Annotated in this window: 25 protein-coding genes; 17 read left to right on the forward strand and 8 right to left on the reverse strand. The window is 71.8% G+C overall.

Translation table 11 applies throughout. The features are described 5' to 3' along the window. Window positions 1–21: 21 nt before the first annotated feature. Window positions 22–1,470 carry an NAD(P)H-quinone dehydrogenase gene (locus tag AC07DI_RS02465; protein ID WP_384262327.1) on the reverse strand — a complete coding sequence of 483 codons (1,449 nt, stop codon included), beginning with the start codon at window positions 1,468–1,470 and terminating at the stop codon, window positions 22–24. Between the two features lie 121 nt (window positions 1,471–1,591). Here AC07DI_RS02465 and AC07DI_RS02470 point away from each other — a divergent pair, with 121 nt between their 5' ends. From AC07DI_RS02470 to AC07DI_RS02485, 4 genes are all read left to right on the forward strand, one after another. After that, a complete protein-coding gene (locus AC07DI_RS02470; protein WP_384262325.1) occupies window positions 1,592–2,029 on the forward strand; it encodes a gamma-glutamylcyclotransferase family protein in 438 nt (145 codons plus the stop codon). 115 nt (window positions 2,030–2,144) lie between these two features. Further along, window positions 2,145–2,969 (forward strand): purine-nucleoside phosphorylase, encoded by an 825-nt coding sequence (locus tag AC07DI_RS02475; RefSeq protein WP_384262323.1) that lies wholly within the window; start codon window positions 2,145–2,147, stop codon window positions 2,967–2,969. Between the two features lie 430 nt (window positions 2,970–3,399). Beyond that, window positions 3,400–5,049, forward strand: a complete 1,650-nt coding sequence (locus AC07DI_RS02480; protein WP_478901634.1) for a phospho-sugar mutase — start codon at window positions 3,400–3,402, stop codon at window positions 5,047–5,049. A gap of 179 nt (window positions 5,050–5,228) precedes the next feature. Continuing rightward, window positions 5,229–6,449, forward strand: coding sequence for a hypothetical protein (locus AC07DI_RS02485; protein ID WP_478901730.1), 1,221 nt, complete (start codon window positions 5,229–5,231; stop codon window positions 6,447–6,449). Window positions 6,450–6,627: 178 nt separating this feature from the next. On the opposite strand, the gene AC07DI_RS02490 is transcribed toward AC07DI_RS02485, so the two are convergent. Then, window positions 6,628–7,263 (reverse strand): PH domain-containing protein, encoded by a 636-nt coding sequence (locus AC07DI_RS02490; RefSeq protein WP_384262318.1) that lies wholly within the window; start codon window positions 7,261–7,263, stop codon window positions 6,628–6,630. Between the two features lie 179 nt (window positions 7,264–7,442). On the opposite strand from AC07DI_RS02490, the gene deoC reads away from it, so the two are divergent. Genes deoC through AC07DI_RS02505 form a run of 3 tightly spaced genes read left to right on the forward strand, consistent with a single transcriptional unit; the run spans window position 7,443 to window position 10,725 of the window. Continuing rightward, entirely contained in the window at window positions 7,443–8,381 is a 939-nt protein-coding gene (gene deoC, locus AC07DI_RS02495; protein ID WP_384262317.1) for a deoxyribose-phosphate aldolase, read from the forward strand. Window positions 8,382–8,384: 3 nt separating this feature from the next. Beyond that, a complete protein-coding gene (locus AC07DI_RS02500; RefSeq protein WP_478901637.1) occupies window positions 8,385–9,824 on the forward strand; it encodes an aldehyde dehydrogenase family protein in 1,440 nt (479 codons plus the stop codon). Further along, on the forward strand, window positions 9,817–10,725 hold the full coding sequence (locus AC07DI_RS02505; protein ID WP_478901638.1) for an aldehyde dehydrogenase family protein: 909 nt from the start codon (window positions 9,817–9,819) through the stop codon (window positions 10,723–10,725). Before AC07DI_RS02500 ends, AC07DI_RS02505 begins: the two co-directional genes overlap by 8 nt. Window positions 10,726–10,787: 62 nt before the next feature. On the opposite strand, the gene AC07DI_RS02510 is transcribed toward AC07DI_RS02505, so the two are convergent. Beyond that, the gene (locus AC07DI_RS02510) at window positions 10,788–11,528 is read right to left on the reverse strand and encodes a TetR/AcrR family transcriptional regulator (protein WP_478901639.1); all 741 of its coding nucleotides are present in this window, start codon (window positions 11,526–11,528) and stop codon (window positions 10,788–10,790) included. A gap of 95 nt (window positions 11,529–11,623) precedes the next feature. Between AC07DI_RS02510 and AC07DI_RS02515 the strand changes: the two genes are divergently transcribed. Together AC07DI_RS02515 and AC07DI_RS02520 are read left to right on the forward strand one after the other, a co-directional pair. Beyond that, a complete protein-coding gene (locus AC07DI_RS02515) occupies window positions 11,624–12,229 on the forward strand; it encodes an NADPH-dependent FMN reductase (RefSeq protein ID WP_478901640.1) in 606 nt (201 codons plus the stop codon). Between the two features lie 27 nt (window positions 12,230–12,256). Beyond that, a complete protein-coding gene (locus tag AC07DI_RS02520; protein WP_478901642.1) occupies window positions 12,257–13,855 on the forward strand; it encodes an MDR family MFS transporter in 1,599 nt (532 codons plus the stop codon). 8 nt (window positions 13,856–13,863) lie between these two features. On the opposite strand, the gene AC07DI_RS02525 is transcribed toward AC07DI_RS02520, so the two are convergent. After that, a complete protein-coding gene (locus AC07DI_RS02525) occupies window positions 13,864–14,289 on the reverse strand; it encodes a hypothetical protein (protein ID WP_478901643.1) in 426 nt (141 codons plus the stop codon). Window positions 14,290–14,529: 240 nt separating this feature from the next. Between AC07DI_RS02525 and AC07DI_RS02530 the strand changes: the two genes are divergently transcribed. Beyond that, window positions 14,530–15,171: a uridine kinase family protein gene (locus tag AC07DI_RS02530; protein ID WP_384262302.1), complete on the forward strand. Its 642-nt coding sequence runs from the start codon at window positions 14,530–14,532 to the stop codon at window positions 15,169–15,171. Between the two features lie 182 nt (window positions 15,172–15,353). On the opposite strand, the gene AC07DI_RS02535 is transcribed toward AC07DI_RS02530, so the two are convergent. Beyond that, window positions 15,354–16,079, reverse strand: coding sequence for a SigE family RNA polymerase sigma factor (locus AC07DI_RS02535; protein ID WP_478901644.1), 726 nt, complete (start codon window positions 16,077–16,079; stop codon window positions 15,354–15,356). A 248-nt stretch (window positions 16,080–16,327) separates the two neighbouring features. On the opposite strand from AC07DI_RS02535, the gene afsQ1 reads away from it, so the two are divergent. The 5 genes from afsQ1 (at window position 16,328) to AC07DI_RS02560 (ending at window position 20,069) form a co-directional block, all read left to right on the forward strand. Continuing rightward, window positions 16,328–17,005 carry a two-component system response regulator AfsQ1 gene (afsQ1, locus tag AC07DI_RS02540; protein WP_030779097.1) on the forward strand — a complete coding sequence of 226 codons (678 nt, stop codon included), beginning with the start codon at window positions 16,328–16,330 and terminating at the stop codon, window positions 17,003–17,005. Continuing rightward, the gene (locus AC07DI_RS02545) at window positions 17,002–18,579 is read left to right on the forward strand and encodes an ATP-binding protein (RefSeq protein WP_478901646.1); all 1,578 of its coding nucleotides are present in this window, start codon (window positions 17,002–17,004) and stop codon (window positions 18,577–18,579) included. Before afsQ1 ends, AC07DI_RS02545 begins: the two co-directional genes overlap by 4 nt. Then, the gene (locus AC07DI_RS02550; protein ID WP_478901648.1) at window positions 18,576–19,178 is read left to right on the forward strand and encodes a hypothetical protein; all 603 of its coding nucleotides are present in this window, start codon (window positions 18,576–18,578) and stop codon (window positions 19,176–19,178) included. Before AC07DI_RS02545 ends, AC07DI_RS02550 begins: the two co-directional genes overlap by 4 nt. A 49-nt stretch (window positions 19,179–19,227) precedes the next feature. Then, window positions 19,228–19,776: a VanZ family protein gene (locus tag AC07DI_RS02555; RefSeq protein ID WP_384262291.1), complete on the forward strand. Its 549-nt coding sequence runs from the start codon at window positions 19,228–19,230 to the stop codon at window positions 19,774–19,776. A 92-nt stretch (window positions 19,777–19,868) separates the two neighbouring features. Beyond that, window positions 19,869–20,069: a PspC domain-containing protein gene (locus AC07DI_RS02560; RefSeq protein ID WP_384262289.1), complete on the forward strand. Its 201-nt coding sequence runs from the start codon at window positions 19,869–19,871 to the stop codon at window positions 20,067–20,069. 79 nt (window positions 20,070–20,148) lie between these two features. Here the strand turns inward: AC07DI_RS02560 and AC07DI_RS02565 are convergent, their stop codons facing one another. After that, window positions 20,149–20,526 (reverse strand): ATP-binding protein, encoded by a 378-nt coding sequence (locus tag AC07DI_RS02565; protein WP_384262286.1) that lies wholly within the window; start codon window positions 20,524–20,526, stop codon window positions 20,149–20,151. Between the two features lie 164 nt (window positions 20,527–20,690). Next, complete coding sequence (locus tag AC07DI_RS02570) at window positions 20,691–21,860, reverse strand: adenosine deaminase (RefSeq protein ID WP_384262284.1); 1,170 nt, start codon at window positions 21,858–21,860, stop codon at window positions 20,691–20,693. 102 nt (window positions 21,861–21,962) lie between these two features. On the opposite strand from AC07DI_RS02570, the gene AC07DI_RS02575 reads away from it, so the two are divergent. Further along, complete coding sequence (locus AC07DI_RS02575) at window positions 21,963–22,727, forward strand: alpha/beta hydrolase (protein WP_478901650.1); 765 nt, start codon at window positions 21,963–21,965, stop codon at window positions 22,725–22,727. A gap of 47 nt (window positions 22,728–22,774) precedes the next feature. On the opposite strand, the gene AC07DI_RS02580 is transcribed toward AC07DI_RS02575, so the two are convergent. Next, window positions 22,775–23,827 (reverse strand): LysR family transcriptional regulator, encoded by a 1,053-nt coding sequence (locus AC07DI_RS02580; RefSeq protein ID WP_478901652.1) that lies wholly within the window; start codon window positions 23,825–23,827, stop codon window positions 22,775–22,777. Between the two features lie 62 nt (window positions 23,828–23,889). Between AC07DI_RS02580 and AC07DI_RS02585 the strand changes: the two genes are divergently transcribed. Next, window positions 23,890–25,176, forward strand: coding sequence for an MFS transporter (locus AC07DI_RS02585; RefSeq protein ID WP_478901654.1), 1,287 nt, complete (start codon window positions 23,890–23,892; stop codon window positions 25,174–25,176). Window positions 25,177–25,280 lie beyond the last annotated feature (104 nt).

Raw genomic sequence — 25,280 nt, forward strand, 5'->3', positions numbered from 1 at the left:
TGTTTCAGGCCGCCCTTCCGATCAGCTCTCGCCCGCCGTCTTCCGCGTGTGGAGCTGGCGTGCCACCTCGGCGATCGACCCGGAAAGCGAGGGGTACACGGTGAACGCATTCGCGATCTGCTCGACGGTCAGATTGTTGTCGACCGCGATCGAGATGGGGTGGATCAGTTCCGAGGCGCGCGGTGCGACGACCACACCGCCGACGACGATCCCCGTTCCCGGACGGCAGAAGATCTTGACGAATCCGTCGCGGATGCCCTGCATCTTCGCGCGCGGATTGCGCAGCAGCGGCAGCTTCACCACGCGGGCGTCGATCTTTCCGCCGTCGACATCGGCCTGGCTGTAGCCGACGGTCGCGATCTCGGGGTCGGTGAAGACGTTCGCCGAGACGGCCTTCAGGTTCAGCGGCTGCACCGCGTCGCCCAGGAAGTGATACATCGCGATGCGGCCCTGCATGGCGGCGACGGAGGCGAGCGCGAAGATCCCGGTCACGTCACCGGCGGCGTACACGCCGGGCGCGGAGGTGCGCGAGACCTTGTCGGTCCAGATGTGACCCGAGTCCTTCAGCTTGACCCCGGCCTCCTCGAGGCCCATCCCGCTGCTGTTCGGGATGGCGCCGACGGCCATCAGGCAGTGCGTGCCGGAGATGACGCGGCCGTCGTCGAGCGTGACCTCGACCCGGTCCCCGACCCGCTTGGCGGAGGCGGCGCGGGAGCGGGACATGACGTTCATGCCGCGGCGGCGGAAGACGTCCTCGAGGACGGCGGCGGCGTCCGGGTCCTCGCCGGGGAGCACCCGGTCACGGCTGGAGACGAGCGTCACGTTCGACCCGAGCGCCTGATAGGCACCGGCGAACTCGGCGCCGGTCACACCCGAGCCGACCACGATGAGCTCCTCGGGCAGCTCGTCGAGGTCGTACACCTGGGTCCAGTTCAGGATCCGCTCGCCGTCGGGCTGCGCGTCGGGCACCTCGCGCGGGTGGCCGCCGGTCGCGATGAGGACCGCGTCCGCGACGAGGGTCTCCTCACTCCCGTCGGCGGCACGCACCACGACCTTGCGGGAGCCGTCGGTGTCCTGCTGGCCCGCCAGACGGCCCCGGCCGCGCAGCACGCGCGCGCCCGCACGCGTGACGGACGCGGTGATGTCGTGGGACTGGGCGAGCGCCAGACGCTTCACGCGGCGGTTGACCTTGCCGAGGTCGACGCCGACCACGCGCGCGGGGGTGTCGATGTGCGGGGTGTCGTCGGCGACGATGATCCCCAGCTCCTCGTACGACGAGTCGAAGGTGGTCATCACCTCGGCCGTCGCGATCAGAGTCTTCGACGGAACGCAGTCGGTGAGCACCGACGCCCCGCCCAGACCGTCGCAGTCGACGACGGTCACCTCCGCGCCGAGCTGGGCGGCCACCAGGGCCGCCTCGTATCCGCCGGGTCCGCCGCCAATGATCACGATCCGAGTCACGTACTCCATTGTCCCGCACGCTTCAAGGTGGTTACGCGCCGGGGCCCTCCGTCCGTGCGGCCACCCCACGACCACGCGGTCCTCGCGGTACGGGAGGGGCGCAGGTGATTGCTGCCGTACCCTCGACCACATGTCGCTCTACGCCGCGTACGCCGGCAATCTGGATCCGCGGCTCATGTCACGCCGCGCCCCGCACTCACCGCTGCGCGCGACCGGCTGGCTGACCGGCTGGCGGCTCACGTTCGGCGGCGAGCACATGGGCTGGGAAGGCGCGCTCGCCACCTTGGTCGAGGCCCCCCGTTCCCAGGTCTTCGTCACGCTCTACGACATCGCCCCCATGGACGAGGACTCCATGGACCGGTGGGAGGGCGTGGGCATGGACATCTACCGGCGCATGCGGGTCCGCGTCCACACGCTGGAGGGCGAGGAGCCCGCCTGGGTGTACGTGCTCAACGGTTACGAGGGCGGCCTGCCCTCGGCGCGCTACCTGGGCGAACTCGCGGACGCCGCGGAATCCGCCGGGGCGCCCCACGACTACGTGATGGAACTGCGCAAGCGCCCCTGCTGAACCGGTGGTCCCGGCACGGGCCGACCGCCCTCGTCGGAAACGACAAGACAACGATCGAAATCCCGTGAGCATCGTCATCTACGCGCGTAGGCCCTGAGCGGCTACTCTCGTCCGCGTGAACGCTTCAGTTATTCCGGACCACATCCAGGGCGACCCCTACGCCGCCGCCGACGCCGCCGCCGCGCGCCTGCGCGAGCTGACGGGCGCCGAGACCCACGACGTCGCCCTCGTGATGGGCTCCGGCTGGGCCCCCGCCGTCGGCGCGCTGGGCGAGCCCGAGGCGGAGTTCCCCGTCACCGAGCTGCCCGGCTTCCCGCCGCCGGCGGTCGAGGGCCACGGCGGCCGCATCCGCTCCATCAAGATCGGCGACAAGCGCGCGCTGGTCTTCCTGGGCCGCACCCACTACTACGAGGGCCGTGGCGTGGCGGCCGTCTCGCACGGCGTCCGCACCGCCGTCGCCGCAGGATGCAAGACCATCGTGCTGACCAACGGCTGCGGTGGCCTGCGCGAAGGCATGCGCCCCGGCCAGCCGGTGCTCATCAGCGACCACCTGAACCTCACGGCGACGTCCCCGATCGTCGGCGCGAACTTCGTGGACCTCACCGACCTGTACTCGCCGCGGCTGCGGACGCTCTGCAAGGAGATCGACCCCTCTCTCGAGGAGGGCGTCTACGCGCAGTTCCCCGGCCCGCACTACGAGACGCCTGCGGAGATCCGCATGGCCCGCACGATCGGTGCGGACCTGGTGGGCATGTCCACCGTCCTCGAGGCCATCGCCGCGCGCGAGGCGGGCGCGGAGGTGCTCGGCATCTCCCTCGTCACGAACCTCGCCGCGGGCATGACGGGTGAGCCCCTGAACCACGAGGAAGTCCTCCAGGCGGGCCGCGACAGCGCGACGCGGATGGGGGAGCTGCTGGGGAAGGTCCTCCCCCGCGTTTAGCGGGCGGGGGCGCCTTGGGCGGGGGCTCGTTGGGCGGGGGCTCGTTGGGTCGGCCCCCCCGCCCCCGCCTTCCGTCTGCGGGTACGAACAGGCCCGCCGCTTCGCGGCGGATGTATCCCACCCACCCACCCGTTTGCCCCGCAGCGCACGGCCGAGGTAGGGGCGGGGGCCGGGGCGTTTGCCCCACAACGTACGGCAGGACGGGGCCAGCCCCCACCGGGCCGCAGTCGCACACGCACCGGAGGGGACGTGGGGGTATGTGCGAACGGAGCACCGAGCATCCTGTAGCCCCATTGCCCGGGCAGCGCGACGCAGGGACAGCGAGTACGCACATACCCCCGCGGCCCCGCCCCACAACCGAACAACAGGCGCAGACCCCAGCCCAGACGGACCCGCAGACGAACCCGACACACGAGAGGCTGAAGAACCCGTGCAGGACACCGAACTCATCGCACGTGCCCAGGCCTGGCTGGCCGAGGACCCGGACCCCGAGACCCGCGAAGAGCTGGCCAAGCTCATCGACGCCGAGGACACCGAAGAGCTGACCGCACGGTTCGCCGGCACCCTCCAGTTCGGCACCGCGGGCCTCCGCGGCGAGCTCGGCGCGGGTCCCATGCGCATGAACCGCTCCGTGGTCATCCGCGCCGCCGCGGGCCTCGCCGCGTACCTCAAGGGCAAGGGCCAGAACGACGGCCTGGTCGTCGTCGGCTACGACGCCCGCCACAAATCGGCGGACTTCGCCCGCGACACGGCCGCCGTCATGACCGGCGCGGGCCTGCGCGCGGCGGTCCTGCCCCGCCCCCTGCCCACCCCCGTGCTCGCCTTCGCCATAAGGCACCTCGGCGCCGTCGCGGGCGTGGAGGTCACGGCCAGCCACAATCCGCCGCGCGACAACGGCTACAAGGTGTACCTGGGCGACGGCTCCCAGATCGTCCCGCCCGCGGACGCGGAGATCGCGGCGGAGATCGACGCCATCGCGAGCCTCCACGACGTCCCCCGCCCCGAGACCGGCTGGGAGACCCTCTCCGACGACGTCCTGGAGGCCTACCTGGCCCGTACGGACGCCGTCCTGGCCCCCGGCTCCCCGCGCACCGCCCGCGCCGTCTACACGGCGATGCACGGCGTCGGCAAGGAGACCCTCCTCGCTGCGTTCGCCCGCGCCGGTTTCCCCGAGCCCGTCCTCGTCGCCGAGCAGGCCGAGCCGGACCCGGACTTCCCCACGGTCGCGTTCCCGAACCCCGAGGAGCCGGGCGCGATGGACCTGGCCTTCGCGACGGCGGCCCGCACCACCCCCGCCCCGGACCTGATCATCGCCAACGACCCGGACGCGGACCGCTGCGCGGCGGCCGTGCGGACGGGAGAGGGCGACGCGGACTGGCGGATGCTTCGGGGTGACGAGGTGGGCGCCCTCCTCGCCGCGCACCTGGTCGCGCGCGGAGCGCACGGCACCTTCGCCGAGTCGATCGTCTCCTCGTCCCTGCTCGGCCGGATCGCGGAGAAGGCGGGCCTCCCGTACGAGGAGACCCTGACCGGCTTCAAGTGGATCGCCCGCGTGGACGGCCTGCGCTACGGCTACGAGGAGGCGCTCGGCTACTGCGTGGACCCCGAGGGCGTACGCGACAAGGACGGCGTCACCGCCGCGCTGCTCCTCACGGAGCTCGCGTCCGAGCTGAAGGAGCGGGGTCGTACGCTGCTCGACCTGCTCGACGACCTGGCCGTGGAGCACGGTCTGCACGCCACCGACCAGCTGTCGGTACGCGTCGAGGACCTGTCGCTGATCGCGGACGCCATGCGCAGGCTGCGCGAGCAGCCGCCGACGGAGCTCGCGGGCCTGCCCGTGACGAAGGCGGAGGACCTGACGCGGGGCACGGAAACGCTGCCGCCCACGGATGGCCTGCGCTACACGCTCGACGGCGCCCGGGTGATCGTGCGCCCGAGCGGCACGGAGCCCAAGCTCAAGTGCTACCTGGAGGTGGTGGTCCCGGTGTCGTCCAAGGCGGAGCTGGCCGGGGCGCGGGCCGAGGCGGCCAGGACGCTGGAGACGATCAAGCGCGACCTGTCGTCGGCTGCGGGCATCTGAACGGGACGGTTCCACGGCGCCCATAGCCGCCAGCCATTGGCCACGTAGCCCGGGACCACCCGTGCGAGTGGTTCCGCTAGCGCAGCTGCCGCAGCGATCCGGTGCGCTGCCGGTCCCCCAGGAAGGGACGACCGGTAGCGCACTTTCACGTTCCGGGAGCTGCCGCAGTGCCGTACGGAATCTCCGAGTCCTCGCCCACCACCGCCGCGCCGTCCTGCGTACCCGCGTCCAGGCGCTCCGGCAGCGTCCCTCACCCGTCACCGGGGTTCAGGAGGCGGGTGGGACGGTCCCTGCGCCACGCCGCGCCCGCGCTCCTCGCGTACGCGGGCGTCCGCGCCCTGGGCCTCCTGGTGCTCGCCACGTGGGCGCACCGGAAGCACCGGGGGGTCGGGCATCTGCTGATGCGGTCCTGGGACTGCGACTGGTACCTGAAGATCGCCGACCACGGGTACACGCACACGCTCGGCACCCAGTTCGACGCGAACAACCTCGCGTTCTTCCCGCTGTACCCGGTCCTTGTCAGGGTGGGCGACACGGTGCTCCCCTGGCTGCCGCGCGGCGCGGCGGGCCTCGGCATCACGCTGGTCTGCTCGTTCCTCGCGGCGTGGGGGATCTTCGCGGTGGGCGCCCGGCTGTACGGCCGCCGGGCCGGGGTCGTCCTCGCGGTGCTGTGGGGCAGCCTGCCGGTCGCGCTTGTGCAGTGGATGGGCTACACGGAGTCGCTCTTCACGGCGCTCACCGCGTGGTCGCTGTACGCGGTGCTCACCGGCCGCTGGGTGTGGGCGGGGGTTCTGGCCTCACTCGCGGGGCTCACCCGCCCGACGGGAGTGGCGCTCGCCGCGGCGGTGTCCGTGACGGCGCTCCTGTCACTCCACGGCCGCTTCGCCGGACAGCGGTCCGGCTTCCCGCGTCCCGTCCTTGGCGCCCTGCTGGCCCCGCTCGGCTGGCTTTCGTACGTCGGGTGGGTGGGCCTGCGCCTGGGCCGCTGGGACGGCTATTTCGCCGTGCAGAAGCTGTGGCGCAACGAGTGGGACGGCGGCGTGGAGACGCTGCGGCGCATGCACGCCCTGTTCGTGGTCGAGCGGCCGCCGCTCTTCCTCGCCATGGTGACGGCGACGCTGCTGGGGGCGGTGGTCCTCTTCGTGTTCTGCGTGGGCGACCGCCAGCCGTTGCCGCTGCTGTTGTTCAGCGGTCTGCTGCTGCTGATCGTCCTCGGCAGCAGCGGGGTGTACTTCCCGCGGGCACGCTTCCTGCTGCCCGGCTTCCCGCTTCTGCTGCCGCTCGCGGTGGCGCTCGCGCGGGCGAGGAAGCGGGTGATGGTGTCGGTCCTGGTGATGGCGGCGGTCGGCTCGGCGGGGGTCGGGGGGCACATGCTTCTGGCGTGGATGGGTCCGCCGTAGATCGCCGGTCTGCGGATTGCCACGACCGGTACGCCCTCCGGCCCGGTGGTACTTCGCCGCTCCGCGGCGGGGTTCTGTGCTCGGCGCCTCAGCGCCACGTACTGCTGCGCCGCTCCGCGGCGGGGTCCAGTGCTCCGCGCCTCAGCGCCCGGTAATGCTGCGCCGCTCCGCGGCGAGGTCACGTCACCGCGAGCAACACCGCAAGCAGCAGCGCCCCCGCCAGACACGGCACCACGATCTCGTACGCCCACCGCACCAGCGGCTCGCCCTGTGCGGACGGTTCCTCGGAGCGGCTTTCGGCGAGTTCGCGGAGTTCGTCCATGGACTGGTCGCCCGAGGAACGGGTCCGCACCGTGGGGTCGAGGAAGGGGCGGCCGCCCACCGTCGGGTCGCCGGACGCGGCGGCCTGCGACTGCCTGCGCGCGGCCCTCTTGCGGCCGCGCAGCGAGACGGGGATCGCCCAGAGCTGGTACTTGGCGCCCGCGGCGGTCAGGACCTCGTTGGAGTACCCGGAGCGGAGCGACGCGACGGACGCCCACGGCAGGGTGATCGTGCGGAACGGGTTGCGGACGCGGAGCCGGTCGTCGTTGGCGTACACGACGGGCCGCACGGTGAACGCGAGGACCAGCGGCACGGCGAACAGGAGCCCGGCGAGGGCGAGCCACGGGGTGCGGCCTTCGCCGCGGACGACGGCGTCGATGCCGAGCCAGGCGCCGAGGGCGAGCAGCAGGACGCCGCCGGCGATGCCGGCGGGGGACCGGAAGGTGCGGTCCTTGTACGCGGGCTCCGCCACGGGGTTCTGGGGGTCGCTCATACCCTGATTCTGCCTGAAGCCCGGCCCGGGGCCCCTGGCCGGTCCCCACCCCGATCCCACCGCGGCCCGATCCCGGCCCCACGCCGACCCCGTCTCGGCCCCTACCCGGCCCCGGGCAGCGCCCGGAACCCCCACCCCTGTACAGCAGCTACGCGCGTAGATATGCTCCCCTCGTGACCATGCCCACTGCATTCGCTGACGTGACAGCGTCCGACAGCACGCTCCGCCGCTTCCTTCACGGGCTGCCCGGCGTCGACGCGGTCGGCCTGGAGGCGCGTGCCGCCTCGCTCGGAACCCGTTCGATCAAGACCACGGCGAAGGCGTACGCCATCGACCTGGCCATTTCGATGATCGACCTGACGACGCTCGAGGGCGCCGACACCCCGGGCAAGGTCCGGGCGCTCGGCGCGAAGGCCGTCAACCCCGATCCGACCGACCGGGAGACGCCCCGCACCGCGGCCGTCTGCGTCTATCCGGACATGGTCGCCACCGCCAAGGAGGCCGTCGCGGGCAGCGGCGTGAAGGTCGCGTCCGTCGCGACCGCCTTCCCCGCGGGCCGCGCGGCGATCGAGGTGAAACTCGGTGACGTGCGGGAAGCCGTGGCCGCGGGCGCCGACGAGATCGACATGGTCATCGACCGTGGTGCCTTCCTCTCCGGCGACTACATGACCGTGTTCGAGCAGATCCGCGCCGTGAAGGAGGCCTGCGGCACGGCCCGCCTGAAGGTCATCTTCGAGACCGGTGAGCTCTCGACGTACGACAACATCAAGCGCGCCAGCTGGATCGGCATGATCGCGGGCGCCGACTTCATCAAGACCTCGACGGGCAAGGTCGGCGTCAACGCCACCCCGCCCAACACGCTGCTCATGCTGGAGGCCGTCCGCGACTTCCGCGCGCAGACCGGGGTACAGATCGGGGTGAAGCCCGCGGGCGGCATCCGCTCCACCAAGGACGCGGTGAAGTTCCTCGTCCTGGTGAACGAGACGGCGGGACCCGACTGGCTGGACAACCACTGGTTCCGCTTCGGCGCCTCGTCGCTCCTCAACGACCTGCTGATGCAGCGCCAGAAGCTGGCCACAGGCCGCTACTCCGGCCCTGACTACGTGACGGTGGACTGACCCATGACCTCCACTCCTTTCGAGTACGCACCCGCGCCCGAGTCCCGCTCCGTCGTCGACATCGCGGCCGGCTACGGCCTGTTCATCGACGGCGAGTTCACCGAGGCCGCCGACGGCAAGGTCTTCAAGACGGTGTCCCCGTCGACCGAGGAGGTCCTCTCCGAAGTCGCGCAGGCCTCCTCCGAAGACGTCGACCGCGCCGTCAAGGCCGCCCGCAGGGCGTTCGAGAAGTGGTCGGCGCTGCCGGGCGCCGAGCGCGCCAAGTACCTCTTCCGCATCGCCCGGATCATCCAGGAGCGCAGCCGCGAGCTGGCCGTCCTGGAGACGCTGGACAACGGCAAGCCGATCAAGGAGACGCGCGACGCCGACCTCCCCCTGGTCGCCGCGCACTTCTTCTACTACGCGGGCTGGGCCGACAAGCTCGACCACGCCGGCTATGGACCGAACCCGGCGCCGCTCGGTGTCGCGGGCCAGGTCATCCCGTGGAACTTCCCGCTCCTGATGCTGGCCTGGAAGATCGCCCCGGCGCTCGCCACCGGCAACACGGTCGTCCTGAAGCCGGCCGAGACCACTCCGCTGAGCGCCCTGTTCTTCGCGGACATCTGCCGTCAGGCGGGCCTGCCCAAGGGCGTCGTCAACATCATCCCCGGGTACGGCGACGCGGGCGCCGCGCTGACCGCCCACCCCGACGTGAACAAGGTCGCCTTCACCGGCTCGACCGCCGTCGGCAAGGCGATCGCCCGCCAGGTCGCGGGCACCGGCAAGAAGGTCACGCTCGAACTGGGCGGCAAGGGCGCGAACATCGTCTTCGACGACGCGCCCATCGACCAGGCTGTCGAGGGCATCGTCACCGGCATCTTCTTCAACCAGGGGCAGGTCTGCTGCGCCGGGTCGCGCCTCCTCGTACAGGAGTCGATCCAGGAGGAGCTGCTCGACTCGCTCAAGCGGCGCCTGTCCACCCTGCGCCTGGGCGATCCGCTCGACAAGAACACCGACATCGGTGCCATCAACTCCGCCGAGCAGCTCGCCCGCATCACCGCGCTCGCCGAGACCGGCGAGGCGGAGGGCGCCGAGCGCTGGTCGCCGTCGTGCGAACTGCCCACCTCCGGCTACTGGTTCGCGCCGACGCTCTTCACCAACGTCACACAGGCGCACACCATCGCCCGCGACGAGATCTTCGGCCCGGTCCTCTCCGTCCTGTCCTTCCGCACGCCGGACGAGGCCGTCGCCAAGGCCAACAACACCCAGTACGGGCTCTCCGCCGGCATCTGGACGGAGAAGGGCTCGCGCATCCTCGCGGTCGCGAACAAGCTCCGGGCGGGCGTCGTCTGGGCCAACACTTTCAACAAGTTCGACCCGACCTCGCCGTTCGGCGGCTACAAGGAGTCGGGCTTCGGCCGCGAGGGCGGCCGGCACGGGCTGGAGGCGTACCTCGATGTCTGACCGACTCACGGTTTTCAAGACCTACAAGCTGTACGTCGGGGGCAAGTTCCCCCGCTCCGAGAGCGGCCGGGTGTACGAGGTGAACAAGGCGACATCAGCCGCTGACGCGGCGGGCAAGGGCGAGTGGCTCGCGAACGCGCCCCTCTCCTCCCGCAAGGACGCCCGTGACGCGGTCGTCGCCGCCCGCAAGGCGTTCGGCGGCTGGTCGGGCGCGACCGCGTACAACCGCGGTCAGGTCCTCTACCGCGTCGCGGAGATGCTGGAGGGCCGCAAGGACCAGTTCGTGCGGGAGGTGGCGGACGCGGAGGGCCTCTCCAAGTCCAAGGCCGCCGCTGTCGTGGACGCGGCGATCGACCGCTGGGTCTGGTACGCGGGATGGACCGACAAGATCGGCCAGATCGTGGGCGGCGCGAACCCCGTCGCGGGCCCCTACCTCAACCTCTCGACACCCGAGCCGACCGGCGTGGTCGCGGTCCTCGCGCCCCAGGACTCGTCGTTCCTCGGCCTGGTCTCGGTGATCGCCCCGGTGATCGCGACGGGCAACACGGCCGTCGTGGTCGCCTCCGAGAAGGCGCCGCTCCCCGCGCTCTCCCTCGGCGAGGTCCTCGCGACGTCCGACGTCCCCGGCGGCGTGGTCAACATCCTGAGCGGGAAGACCACCGAGATCGCGGCCCCGCTCGCCGCCCACCAGGACGTCAACGCGATCGACCTGGCGGGCGCGGAGGCGGACCTGGCGCGCGATCTGGAGATCGCCGCCGCCGACAACCTCAAGCGCGTGCTGCGTCCACAGCCTGTGGACTTCTCCGCCGACCCCGGCACGTACCGCCTGACGGCCTTCCTGGAGACCAAGACGGTCTGGCACCCGACGGGTTCGCTCGGCGCGTCCGGCTCGGCGTACTAGCCACCGCCACCCCCGCACACCGCGGAGCCCCGGCCTCCTCCGTCCAGGAGGCCGGGGCTCCGTCATGTCCGCGGTTCGAGGCCGAGCCGGACCGCGATGCCGTCCAGGACGCAGTCGAGCCCCGTCTCGAACCGCCAGGCGGCGTCGTCCTTGCGTCCCGCGTCGAGGGCGTAGCGCCGGTAGGCCGGGTAGCGGCCGGTGCTCATCAGGTACGTCATCTGCGGCGCGAGTCCCGCGCGCGTCTCGTCGCCGCTGGTCCAGCCGTTGTCCTCCATGAACTGGCGCAGCGCCACCTCCGACTGGCTGACGCCGTGCACATAGGCGCCGACGGTGCGGAAGGCCGTCATGATCGTGTCGGCGTCGAGGCCGTGGTTCTCCAGCGCCGCCAGCTGGCGTTCCGCCATGGCCATCCGGTTCGGCGTCAGGGCGAAGTGCGGCGTGGGGAGCTGGGCGAGCCAGGGGTGCGCCAGCATCAGGTGGCGGCTCCCGACGGCGTACGCGCGCAGCACCTCGCGCCAGCCGGTCACGTCCTCGGGTACGACGACCTCGGCGGTGACCCGGTCGACCATCAGCGCCCACAGGTCGTCCTTGCCGGAGACGTGGCGGTACGCGGCCATGGGCGCGACGCCGAGATCGGTGGCGAGGCGGCGCATGGTGACGGCCGCGAAGCCCTCGGCGTCGGCGATCTTCACGGCCACCTCGGCGATCTTCTGCGGTGTCAGCGCGGTGCGCTGCGCGGCCGTCGGGCGCTCCATGCGTTCCCAGAGCGTGATGTCGGGCTCGGGCTTCTTCTGTGCTGCCATGCGTACACCGTATCCCGTGTAGACGCCGTACACATCGATGTGTACGTTGTACGCGAACGATACGCCGTACACATTCACATTCCCGGGGGACCCCCATGACCACACCCACTTCGCGCCCCGCCGCCCTCCGCGTCGCGATCCTCGTCGGCTCCACCCGCGAGGGCCGCTTCGCACCCGTCGTCACCCGCTGGATCAAGGGCCACGTCGACCAGCGCGACGACATGGACGTCGACGTCGTCGACCTCGCCGAGACCCCGCTGCCCACGGTCCTGCCCGCCTTCGGAGAGCCGCCCGCGCCCGGCACCACCGAGGCCCTCGCGCTGGTCACCCCGCGCCTGGCCGCGGCCGACGCCTTCGTCTTCATCACGCCCGAGTACAACCACAGCTACCCGGCGTCCCTGAAGAACGCCATCGACTGGCACAACGAGCAGTGGCACGCCAAGCCGATCGGTTTCGTCTCCTACGGCGCCATCTCCGGCGGCCTGCGCGCGGTCGAACACCTCCGGGTCGTCATGGCCGAGTTGAACGCCACGACGATCCGCAACACCGTCAGCCTGCACAACGCCTGGGGCCTCTTCGACGAGGAGCAGGAGATGACGGAACCGGCGAGCGACGCGGCGGTCAAGACCATGCTCGACCAGCTCGCATGGTGGGCGCTGGCCCTGCGCGAGGCCAGGTCCGCCCGCCCGTACGCCGCCTGACGTCACGTCACCCACAGCGAGGACGCCATGAACCAGCGCACGGAGCCCCGCGCACCCACCCCACCCGCCACCCCGGAACCGACGCCCGCACCACCCGCACCGCCCGCACCGCCGAAAACCCCGGACCCGCCCTCCCCGCTCGCCCTCCTCGGCCTGCTCCTCGGCATCATCCTGGCGACGCTCGACGGCACGATCGTCGGCACCGCGCTCCCGACGATCGTCGGCGACCTCGGCGGCCTCGACCACTTCTCCTGGGTGGTGACGGCCTATCTGCTCACCGCCGCCGTCTCGACCCCGATCTGGGGCAAGCTGGGCGACCTGTACGGCCGCAAGGGCGGCTACCAGGCCTCCGTCACGATCTTCCTCCTCGGCTCCGTACTCTGCGGACTCGCCCAGAACATGGAGCAGTTGATCGCCTTCCGCGCCCTTCAGGGGCTCGGCGCGGGCGGGCTCTTCGTGGGCGCGATGTCCCTCATCGGGACGCTGCTGCCGCCCGCGGAGGCGGGACGCGCACAGTCGATGGCCGGCGTGCTGCTGCCCGTCGCGATGGTCGGCGGACCGCTGCTCGGCGGCTTCCTCACCGACCGGCTCGACTGGCGCTGGGTCTTCTACGTCAACGTGCCCGTGGGCGCGGCCGCGCTGCTGATCGTCGGCCTGCTCGTCACGGTGCGCGGCGAGCGCGGCCCGGCCCGTATCGACGCGGCGGGCGCCGCCCTCCTCACGGCGGCGATCCTGGCGCTGACGCTGCTCGGAACCTGGGGCGGCACCACGTACGACTGGATCTCGCCGCAGACCGGCGGCCTCGCGCTGCTCGCGGCGGTCGCGCTCGCCGCCTTCGTCCGCGTGGAGCGGCGCGCCCCCGAACCGGTCATCCCGCCCCGCCTGTTCCACGACCGCAACTTCACGCTCGCGCAGGTGCTCACCTTCCTCGCGGGCGCGGCGATGCTGGGAGCGGCCGGTTACCTGCCGCAGTACATGCAGTTCGTCCGCGGCAAGTCGTCCACGGAGAGCGGCCTTCTGTTGCTCCCGCTGATGCTGGGCATGATGGGCGCGCAGCTGTACATCGGCCGCGCGGTGGGCAAGGGCGGCAGGTACCGCGCGTATCCGATCGCGGGCGGCGCCATCGCCACGGCGGGCGCCCTCGCCCTCCTGACGGTCGGCGTGGACACGGCCACGGCCGTCACGTCCGGGCTGACCTTCGTGCTCGGCGCGGGTCTCGGCTCTCTGATGCAGCCGTCCCTGCTGATCACCATGAGCAGCGCGGAACCCCGCGATCTGGGTGCGGCCAGCGGCACCACCACGCTGTTGCGCACCATCGGCGGCTCGCTCGGCGTCGCGGTGCTGGGCTCGCTCTACACGGACCGGCTGACCGGCACCGTCACCGACCGGCTCGGTCCGGCCGGGGAGAGCCTCGCGGGCGGCCACGAGCTGACCCCCGCTTCCCTGCGCGGCCTGCCCGAACCGCTGCGGGAGGCCTTCCGGTCCGGGGTGACCGACGGCCTGCACGCCGTCATGACCGGCACGGCGGTGCTGTGCGCCGTGACGTTCGCGGCGGCGTGGCTGATCCGCGAGATGCCGTTGCGCTCGAAGAAGGACCCGGCGGCGACCGACCACCTGGCTGACTGACTGCCTGCCTAGCCGGGCAGCAGCCCCGCCACCGCGCCCACCACGGGAAGGTCGGACAGTGAACCGCCCTCGGCGAGCGGGGCGGTGACCACTCCCGTGCTGAGCGGCTTGAAGTCCGCGATCTGCGTGCCGAGGGTGTTGTCGAGCGGGTCGGCGCTGGTGTTCGCCAGCGGGTCGAGCTGCAGGTCCTTGGCGGGGCCGAGGCCACCCTCCGTCGAGTGGTGCACGGCCGACGTGAGGACCTGGAGGGGCATCGCCGTGTCCAGGGCACTGAGCGGCGCGGTGAGCCCGGCCGCCGCGGGGCCCGGCTCCGCCGCCCCCGCGACACCCGCGCCCATGCCGAGGGCGGCGCCCGCGGCGGTGACGGTGAGGCCCGCGCGCAGCAGTGCGCGTTTGGCGGGCCGGGGTGACAGGGTTGCTGTGTGTCGTGCCATGGGTACCGCCCATATCCGTGCGTAGTGAGTGACCGAGCGCGCACGTAGCGTAGTTGAGTCGCCGCACGGGAGCCAAAGGGCGACTCGCCCGGTAGGGCGCGCCGGGCGTTCCCGGCGAGCGGGGCACGGGGCCGGGCGGAAGGGTGGGTTCCGCGCTCGGCTCGGTTGATAATGGCTCCGTCCACGCTGACGAGCCGTGTCGGGAGATGCGGTCCACCCCCAGGTGCAAAGGCCACAGCTTTGGGTTCCCGTCCCCCGATACCGACCCGCGTCGTGCTGCTCGCGGGCCCCTCCGGCTCAGGCAAGTCCTCCTTCGCCGACCGCTCCGGGCTGCCCGTCCTGTGTCTGGACGACTTCTACAAGGAGGGCGACGACCCCACGCTGCCGCAGGTCCCGGGCAGTTCGGACATCGACTGGGACTCCGTCGGCTCCTGGGACGCGGATGTCGCGGTCGCCGCCATCGAGGAGTTGTGTCGTACGGGGCGCACGCAGGTGCCGGTGTACGACATCGCGACCAGCTCGCGCGTCGGCCAGGAGGCGCTGGACATCGAGCGCACGCCGCTGTTCATCGCGGAGGGCATCTTCGCCGCGGACATCGTGCGGCGGTGCGAGGAGCTCGGCGTGCTCGCCGACGCGATCTGTCTGCGGGGCAGGCCCGCGACCACGTTCCGGCGGCGACTGCTGCGGGACCTGCGGGAGGGGCGCAAGTCCGTGCCGTTCCTGCTGCGGCGGGGATGGCGGCTGATGCGGGCCGAACGCGCCATCGTGGCGCGGCAGACCGCGCTGGGCGCGCACCCCTGCGGCAAGGAGGAGGCGCTGGGCCGGGTCGCGGCCGCGGCGGCGGGCCGCCATGTGAAGGCGCGGGCCAAGGCGTCGTCGTAGCGTACGAGACCGCGAAGCGACAGGAGACCGGGGAAGCAGCGGGAGACCGGAAAACAGAAGGACCGGAAAGACCCCCCGGCCTTCCGGTCCCGCTGCTTGTTTCCCCCGTGCTTTCCCCCGTGCATCCGCCGCAACCCCCCGGAGCGGCGGCCCCCCTGCTTCCCCCGTGTTCCCCCCGCCCCTCAGGCGACCAGCTCGCCGAAGGACTCCTCCTGGTCACGGCCGAAGCTGAGGACCTCGTCCTCACGCAGCCGGCGGAGCGAGCGCCAGATGCTGGACTTCACCGTGCCCACGCTGATGTCGAGGATGTCCGCGATCTCGGGGTCCGTACGACCCTCGTAGTAGCGGAGCACGAGCATCGTCCGCTGCAGTTCGGGGAGGCGGGCCAGGGCCTGCCAGAGAACCGCGCGCAGCTCCGTGCCGCGCATCGCGTCCGTGTCGCCCACCGTCTCCGGCAGCTCCTCGGTCGGGTACTCGTTCAGCTTGCGGCGGCGCCACGCGCTGATGTGCAGATTGGTCATGGTGCGGCGGAGGTAGCCCCCGACCGCGGCCTTGTCGCTGATCCTGTCCCAGGCGCGGTACGTCGAGAAGAGGGCGCTCTGCAGCAGGTCCTCGGCCTCGAAGCGGTCGCCTGTCAGGTGGTAGGCGGTTGCGTACAGGGAGGCGCGCCGTTCCTGGACGTAGGCGGTGAACTCCGCCTCCGACAGCGACTTGCGCTCCCCCGAGCCCTCCCCGTACGCGGCTCCCCCGTGAGCCCTGTCAACCACCGTCATGAACCCGGTGTGCTGACGCCCGGCACCGCGAGCGCACCCCCGCCCTCCCGTTGCACCGGACTTCTCGGCGCTCCGTCCGACGTCGTGGAGACGCGTGACAACTGCGCTTGAGCTGGTGCTGTGCAGCGTATTCATCTTGCGCCCCCCGTCGGGTGGAGTCCGGCCTGTTCCGTCTTGCTTCCGTGCTTCCTGCTTGTGACCAGAACTCTGCCGGAGCCACTTCATGACGGTGTCCGTCGACTGTCACAGGCCTGTCACAGGGGTTCGGTACGTCTTCCACCTGTGAAGGTCACGTGTGGGTGGGGGCATCTACCCGCTCTTAAAGGGCCCGGGGAAGACCCAGCAGTCGAACTGGGGCCGTGGCATGGGACAGAATGACGTCCGTGCCTTCCCTGTTGCTGATCGAGGACGACGACGCCATCCGGACGGCCCTGGAGCTTTCGCTCACGCGCCAGGGGCACCGGGTGGCCACTGCTGCCACCGGCGAGGACGGTCTGAAGCTGCTCGGTGAGCAGCGGCCGGACCTGATCGTGCTGGATGTGATGCTGCCGGGCATCGACGGGTTCGAGGTGTGCCGTCGTATCCGGCGCACCGACCAGCTGCCGATCATCCTGCTGACCGCGCGCAGCGACGACATCGACGTCGTCGTGGGCCTCGAGTCGGGCGCCGACGACTATGTGGTCAAGCCCGTGCAGGGGCGGGTCCTCGACGCCCGGATCCGGGCCGTGCTGCGGCGCGGCGAGCGGGAGGCCAACGACGCGGCGACGTTCGGTTCGCTCGTCATCGACCGGGCCGCGATGACCGTGACGAAGAACGGCGAGGACCTGCAGCTCACGCCGACCGAGCTGCGGCTGCTCCTGGAGCTGAGCCGCAGGCCGGGACAGGCCCTGTCGCGGCAGCAGTTGCTGCGTCTGGTGTGGGAGCACGACTACTTGGGCGACTCCCGGCTCGTCGACGCGTGCGTGCAGCGGCTGCGCGCCAAGGTCGAGGACGTACCGTCGTCGCCGACCCTGATCCGTACGGTGCGCGGCGTCGGTTACCGGCTGGACACGCCTCAGTGACCAAACCGCACGACAAGCTCCGCGGGTGGGCCGCGGCACGCAAGGCGATACTGGCGGGGCTGCGCTTCACGAGCCTGCGGCTGCGCCTCGTCGTGGTGTTCGGCCTGGTGGCGCTCACCGCCGCCGTCTCCGCGTCGGGCATCGCGTACTGGCTCAACCGCGAGGCCGTGCTGACGCGCGCGCAGGACGCGGCGCTCAAGGACTTCCGCCAGCAGATGCAGAGCCGCGCGGGGGCCCTGCAGGCCAATCCCTCGCAGGAGGAACTGCAGTCCACCGCCGAGCAGATGGCGACCAGCGGCCAGCGCTACAGCGTGCTTTTGGTCGCCGAGAAGAAGACCGGTGGGCAGATCGTCGGCTACTCCGACCTGGACGCCTTCACGCTCGCCAAGGTGCCGCCCGCGCTGCAGAAGGCGGTGAAGGAGAAGCAGCCGCTCACCTCGGGCAACAAGAGCGCCCACCACCTGTACTGGCAGCGGATCGCCGACCACGGCACGCCGTACCTGGTGGGCGGCGCCACCGTGATCGGCGGCGGTCCGACGGGCTACATGCTCAAGTCCCTGGAGCCGGAGGCGAAGGACCTCAGTTCGCTCGGCTGGTCCCTCGCCATCGCCACGGGGCTCGCGCTGATCGGCTCCGCGCTGCTGGCGCAGGCCGCGGCGACGACCGTGCTGAAGCCCGTACACCGCCTGGGGGTGGCCGCGCGGCGGCTCGGCGAGGGCAAGCTGGACACCCGCCTGCGGGTGTCGGGCACCGATGAACTCGCCGATCTCTCCCGGACGTTCAACAGGACCGCCGAGAACCTGGAGAAGAAGGTCGCCGACATGAGCGCCCGCGACGAGGCGTCCCGGCGCTTCGTCGCCGACATGTCGCACGAGCTGCGCACCCCGCTGACCGCGATCACCGCCGTGACGGAGGTCCTGGAGGAGGAGCTCGACGCGGAGACCGGTTCGGTGGACCCGATGATCGAGCCGGCCGTACGGCTCGTGGTGAGCGAGACCCGCCGCCTGAACGACCTCGTGGAGAACCTCATGGAGGTCACCCGCTTCGACGCGGGCACCGCGCGCCTGGTCCTCGACGATGTCGACATCGCCGACCAGATCACGGCGTGCATCGACGCGCGCGCCTGGCTGGACGCGGTCGACCTGGACGCCGAGCGCGGCATCATGGTCCGGCTCGACCCGCGCCGCCTGGACGTGATCCTGGCGAACCTCATCGGCAACGCCCTCAAGCACGGCGGTTCCCCGGTGAAGGTCTCGGTCCGCCTGGAGGACGCCAAGCTCGTCATCTCCGTACGCGACGGCGGCCCCGGCATCCCCGAAGAGGTCCTGCCGCACGTCTTCGACCGCTTCTACAAGGCGAGCGCGTCCCGCCCGCGCTCCGAGGGCAGCGGCCTCGGCCTCTCCATCGCCCTGGAGAACGCGCACATCCACGGCGGTGAGATCACCGCGGCCAACTCCGAGGAGGGCGGCGCGGTCTTCACGCTGTGGCTGCCGCGCGACGGTGACGGCACCGACGGCCCCGACGGCACCGACGGCACCGAGGACGGGGACAGCGCCGAGGGGGAACAGGCATGAACGGGCGACGGACGCGCGCCGTGGCCGCCGTCGCGGCGCTCACCGCGGTGCTCGCCGGGTGCGGGATCAGGTCGACCGAGGTGCCGACCGACTACGGCGCGGCGCCGTCCCGGGTGCCGTGCGTGCTCTCGGGCTCCGGCATCGCCTCGCGGTCGGGCGGCGGCGTGCCGGTGGAGGTGTTCCTGGTGTGCGCGGCGCAGCTGGTGACCGTCGACCGGGACCTGCGGATCCGCACGGACAAGGCGAGCACCGACCGGGTACGCATCGCCCAGGCGCTCCTCGAGGAGCTGGCGGCGCCCCCGGCGGCCCCTGAGCGGCAGGCGGGCTTCGCCACGGACGTGCGCGCGGGCGTCACCGTCTCGGGACCGCGCAAGGGCGAACCCGGCGACGCGCTGCGCCTCAGCACACCGCCGGAGAGCCTGTCCACGTTCGCGCTGGCCCAGATCGTGTGCACGCTGGCCGACAACGCGGCCTCCGACGACGGGGCGGTCGTCCTGGGTGGCCCGGGAGACGCCCCGTTGCGGCGCTACGAGTGCACCCCGGAGGTCCGCTCGAGGCCGGGTACGGTGGCGCCGCCCACGGAGAGCGTCGACCAGTAGCGGACGGGTACGCGGAACCGATCCTGCCGCCTCTGACGTCTTGGGGGACGTGCGCCAAGGCTCGGGCGGCCGTATTGCCGCCATCCGCTTCCGTGCGGCGGGGGGATTCCTCCTCGCCGCGCACCTCCTGCTCGTCGGGTGGATCACGCTGCGTCCACTGGACGTGCCCTGGGTGAGCGCCGCGAATCTGCAGCCGCTCGCCGGGATCAAGGCGGATCTGGCGCTGGGCGGCTTCCAGGCGGCCCGCCGGATCGGCGAGAGCGTGCTGCTGCTCGCGCCGCTCGGGGTGCTGCTGCCGCTGGCCGACGGCCGGCTCACGGTCTCGCCGTGGGGCTCCCTGGTCCGCACGGTCGCTGCCGGAGCACTGCTCTCCCTCGGCATCGAGCTGTTGCAGACCGGGGTCCCCGGGCAGGTCGTCGACATCGACTCGCTGCTCCTGAACACCCTCGGGGTGGCCGTGGCGCACCTCGCGGTGGTGCCCGCGGTCAGGGCCAGGCTCCGTCGTGACAGAGGCGTCGAGCGCCGCCCGGCCCGCCGCCGGGAGGAGCTGTCTCAGGGGTCGACCCCGACAATTCCCAGGGTCGGCATCGCCCCGTAGAGCGACGCTTTGGGCCACTTCGCGAACGTACCGTCGAGGTATCGGGGCACAGGGAAGAAGCCCCCCACCTACGGTTCACGAAGGAGCCCGACATGACCGCCCTTGCCCGCCCCACCCACGGCCGGATGATCGGCGGAGTGTGCGCAGCCCTGGCCAAGCGCTTCGGCACCTCCGCGAAGATGATGCGCGTCATCTTCGTCGTCTCGTGCCTGCTGCCCGGCCCGCAGTTCCTGCTCTACATCGCGCTGTGGTTCCTGCTGCCGTCCGAGAGCAAGACCCGCCAGGCCTGGTGACCTCGCCGGGACCCGGACACAACGATGGGGCGCCCCCTCACGAAAGGGGGCACCCCATCGGCGTACGTGCCGGGCCGGGTCAGCCGAGCGGCAGGCCGTTGATGCCGGTGCCGCCGAGGGGGATGCCGCCGAGCAGACCCGAGACGGGGGAGGCGGGGACGCCGGGCTTGGGCTTGGGGCTGCCGGGCTTGACCTTCTGGTCGCCGAGGAGGCCGGGGGCGACGCGGTCGACCGCCGGGCCCAGGGTCTGCAGACCGCTGCCGACGGCGCTCTGCCCGGCGGCGAGGGACTCGGTGGCGCCGGTCAGACCTCCGACGGGGACCACCGAGGAGACGGGGCCGAGGGCGGCCGCGGGGTCCGGCACGGCGGGGGCGGCGTTCGCGGCGCCGGCACCCGCGGCGGCGAAGGCGGCGCCGAGAGCGGCGACACCGAGGGTCTTGGCGGCAGACTGCTTCATTGTCAATGCGTCCTTGTGTCTTGGGCGGCTGTGCTTACGGAGGGGGGTGTGCGGAGTTCAACGACCGTAAGCGGCCCCGATCACGGGCGGCGGTCAAACGAAAAGCGGCCGGGAGTGGGTACTCCCGGCCGCCCTCGCGTCCCGCAGCGGCGGACGCCGCGCCCTCAGCTCTCGACAGAAGCGCTGGTCGAGACGGTCTGCCGGAACAGCCACTCGGACTTCAGTTCGGCATAGCCGGGCTTGATCACGTCATTGATCATGGCCAGTCGTTCATCGAAAGGAATGAATGCTGATTTCATCGCATTGACTGTGAACCACTGCATGTCGTCGAGCGTGTAGCCGAACGTGTCGACCAGGTGCTCGAACTCGCGGCTCATGCTGGTGCCCGACATCAGGCGGTTGTCGGTGTTCACCGTCGCGCGGAAGTGCAGCTTGCGCAGCAGACCGATGGGGTGCTCGGCGTACGAGGTGGCCGCGCCGGTCTGGAGGTTGGAGGTCGGGCAGAGCTCCAGCGGAATCCGCTTGTCACGGACGTACGACGCGAGGCGGCCGAGCTGCACCGAACCGTCCTCATCGACCTTGATGTCGTCGATGATGCGCACGCCGTGGCCGAGGCGGTCGGCGCCGCACCACTGCAGGGCCTGCCAGATCGACGGCAGGCCGAAGGCCTCGCCCGCGTGGATCGTGAAGTGGTTGTTCTCGCGCTTGAGGAACTCGAAGGCGTCGAGGTGGCGGGTGGGAGGGAAGCCCGCCTCCGCGCCCGCGATGTCGAAGCCGGTCACGCCGAGGTCGCGGTAGCGGTTGGCGAGCTCAGCGATCTCCAGGGCGCGGGCCGCGTGCCGCATGGCGGTGAGCAGTGCGCCGACGCGGATGCGGTGGCCGTTGGCCTTCGCGCGGCGCTCGCCCTCGCGGAAGCCCTCGTTGACCGCCTCGACGACCTCTTCGAGGGTGAGTCCCTGCTCCAGGTGCTGCTCGGGGGCGTACCGGATCTCGGCGTAGACCACGCCGTCCTCGGCGAGGTCCTCGGCACACTCGGCGGCGACGCGCTTGAGGGCGTCCTTCGTCTGCATCACCGCGCAGGTGTGGGCGAAGGTCTCCAGGTAGCGCGGCAGGGAGCCGGAGTCGGCCGCCTCGCGGAACCAGATCCCGAGCTTGTCGGGGTCGGTCTCGGGCAGTCCCTCGTACCCGCATGCGCGGGCGAGGTCGACGATCGTGCCGGGGCGCAGGCCGCCGTCGAGGTGGTCGTGGAGGAGCACCTTCGGGGCGCGGCGGATCTGTTCGGCGCTGGGCTTTTCACGGTCCGTGTGACCGGTCGTGTGTGTCTGGCTCGTCATTTCGGCACTCTAGCGCCTACGCGCGTAGAACTCACTGGTCGATACGTAACAGTGACCCTGCGGACGGGTGGCGTACACGATGGCTTCTGACACTGTTCTGTCATGGCACAGGAAGGGACCGTGGGGCCGGCGGGCGCGGCCAGGCTCGGGCGTGCGATCGGACCGGCTCCCTCGGCGGTGGGCGGAGCGGTGCTCCTGCTGCCCGGCGGCGCCGAGACCTCCGCGCGCAGACCGTCGCCGCTCGCGGGCGTCGGCGTACGGGCGCTGGGCCGCAGACTCGCCCACGACGGGCGGGAGGCGGGCCTCGTCACCCACGTCGTGCACTACCGCTGCCGGGGCTGGAACGGCGCGCAGGCGCAGCTCGCCCATGACACGGCCTGGGCGGCGGACGAGATCGTACGTCGCTACGGCGACGTCCCCGTGTGCCTCGCCGGAGTGGACATGGGCGGGCGCGCGGCACTTCGCTCGGGCGGGCACGAGGCCGTCAACTCCGTTCTGGCGCTTGCGCCTTGGCTGCCGGAGGACGACATGGCGGCGACCCCCGAGCCGGTGAAGCAGCTCGCGGGGCGGCGGGTGCTGATCGTGCACGGCACGAACGACGAGCGGACCGATCCCGAGCTGTCGTTCCGGCTCGCCGAGCGGGCGAAGAAGGCGAACCGTGATGTGTGCCGGTTCGAAGTGCACTCGGACGGGCACCGGTTGCATCAGCACCAGGCCGAAGTCCTCGCGCTGGCCTCGGACTTCGTGATGGGGACGTTGTTCGGGGCGGATTTCGCGCGGCCCCTTGAGGACGCGTTGGCGGCTCCGCCGCCGTTGGGGCTGCGCATGCCGTTGGCCTCCGGCTTCGGGCGGTCGCTTCGGTGGTGAGGGTGGGACGGGGCGCGGGTCGGTCACCGGCTTCGCCGCGTTCGCCCTCAATCGCCGGACGGGCTTGAGACATCGCCGGGGGCGGGGTGACCGGAGAGTCCGGGGCCGGGGTGACCGGAGATTCCGGGGCCGGGCTGCGGCGCGGACGACTGATGCAGCAGCCGCCCCTTCCTGCTCAGCAGGAACGCCTTGAACGCCGCCACCGGTGGCGTGTCCGGGTGGCCGCCCAGCCACGCCACGCCGATCTCGCGGACCGCCCGCTGGCCCGTCACCGTGAGCTCCACGACTCCCGGGCGCGGCACGGCCGGTGGTGGCAGCAGGGCCACGCCGAGGCCCGCCGCGACCAGGCCGCGCAGCGTCTCCGCCTCCTCGCCCTCGAAGGCGACGCGGGGCTTGAAGCCCGCCTCGTGGCAGAGGTCGTCCGTGATGCGGCGCAGGCCGTAACCGGGCTCCAGGGTCACGAACGCCTCTTCGGCGGCCTCGCCGAGGCGGACCCGCTTGCGGGCGGCCAGGCGGTGGTCGTCGGGCACCACGAGGCGCAGCCGCTGTTCGTCGAGGCGGCGGGCGACCAGGTCGGGGGCGTCGGGCACCGGCGAGGTGAGGCAGAGGTCGAGCTCGCCCGCGCGCAGCCGCTCGATCATCGCCTCGCCGTAGTTCTGGACGAGGCTGAACCGCACGCGCGGATGGTCGGCGCGGAAGGCGCGGATCAGGCCGGGTACGGTCTCCGAGCCCATGGTGTGCAGGAAGCCGAAGGCGACCTTGCCGGACTCCGGGTCGGCGTCCGCGCGCACCGACTCCGCGGCGCGCTCCACCTCGCCGAGGGCCCGCTCGACCGAGGCGAGGAAGGTGCGGCCCGCCGGGGTGAGCGAGACGGTGCGGCCGCGGCGGGCGAACAGGTCGACGCCGAGGTCTCGTTCGAGCCGGACGAGGGCGCGGGAGAGGGTCGACTGGGGGATCCGCATCTGCTGCGCGGCGCGCGTGACGTGCTCGCTGCGGGCGACGCCCGCGAAGTACGCGAGGCGGGGCGCGAGCAGCGTGACGATGTCCTGCGGGTCACTGTTCTGTGACACGCGCGGCGCTGACCTGTGCTGATGCTGCATGGCATCGATTATGGGGTTTCCATGCATTGGACGCATCAAAAAGTCGGCCGTACGTTCGTGGCATGCCTGCTGCCAGTACTGGGGCGTCCGCCACCCATGCGGTCGCCCCCGCCCCGTCGTCCCCCGCCACCGATTCACGTCTGACCCCGGGCGGACCCGGCTACCGTCGGATGAGTCTCGCGCTCTTCCTCGCGGGGGTCGCCACCTTCGCCCTCCTCTACTCCACGCAGGCCCTCCTCCCCCTCGTCTCCGCCGACTTCGGCGTGAGCGCGAGCACGGCGAGCTGGACGGTGTCGGGGGCGACGGGCGCACTGGCTCTCTTCGTCCTGCCGCTGAGCGCGCTCAGCGAACGCTTCGGGCGGCGCGCGGTGATGACCGCCTCGCTGACCGTCGCCGTCGCCGTCGGCCTCCTCGTCCCCTTCGCTCCCTCGGTCGAGGTCCTGATCGTGCTGCGCGCCGTGCAGGGCGCGGCCCTCGCCGGGCTCCCCGCCTCCGCGATGGCGTTCCTCGCCGAGGAGGTGCGGCCGAAGGCGCTGGTGGCCGCGATCGGCATGTTCGTGGCCGGCAACTCCATCGGTGGCATGAGCGGGCGCATCGTCACCGGCTGGGTCGCGCAGGCGTGGGGCTGGCGTGCGGCGGTCGGCGTGGTCGGCATCGTCGCGGTGCTGTGCGCGGTCGCCTTCCGCGTACTGCTGCCCGCGCCGCGGCACTTCACCCCGGGGCCACTCAGCCCGCGAGCCCTCGTGCGTACGGTGCGTACGCATCTGTCGAACCCGCTGCTCTGCAGGCTGTACGCGATCGGCGCGCTCTTCATGACCGTCTTCGGCGCGGTCTACACGGTGATCGGCTACCGCCTCACCGAGGCGCCGTTCTCGCTTCCGCAGGGCGTCATCGGCTCGATCTTCCTCGTCTATCTCGTCGGCACGGTCTCCTCGGCGGCCGCGGGGAAGCTGGTGGCGCGGCTCGGGCGGCGCGGGGCGCTGTACCTGGCGGTGAGCACGACCGCCGGCGGCCTGCTGCTCTCCCTCTCCTCGTCGCTGCTCATGGTCCTGCTGGGCCTCGTCCTGATCACCGCGGGCTTCTTCGCGGGCCACGCGGTCGCGTCCTCCTCGGTGAGCCGTACGGCCACCGAAGGGCGGGCGCAGGCTTCCGCGCTCTACCAGTCCGCGTACTACCTGGGCTCCAGCGCGGGCGGCACGCTCGGCGCGGTCGCCTTCCACGCGGGCGGCTGGGCCGGGACCGTCGGCCTCGGCGTCCTCGCGGTGCTCGGCGTCGCCGCGGTCACGGTGTGGGGTTCGCACGCGGCGCGGGTGGAGTCGCGGCGCGCTCTCGTCGCCGGTTCCTGCTGATTTCACCTGCGGGTTTCCCCGGTCCGGGGGCCGTTGTCAGTGGGCTGCGGTAGCTTCCGATGTGTTGGGCCTCACAACGGGCCCTTTCGGGGAACGCGCAGGGG

The organism is Streptomyces sp. NPDC044106, assembly GCF_056433985.1.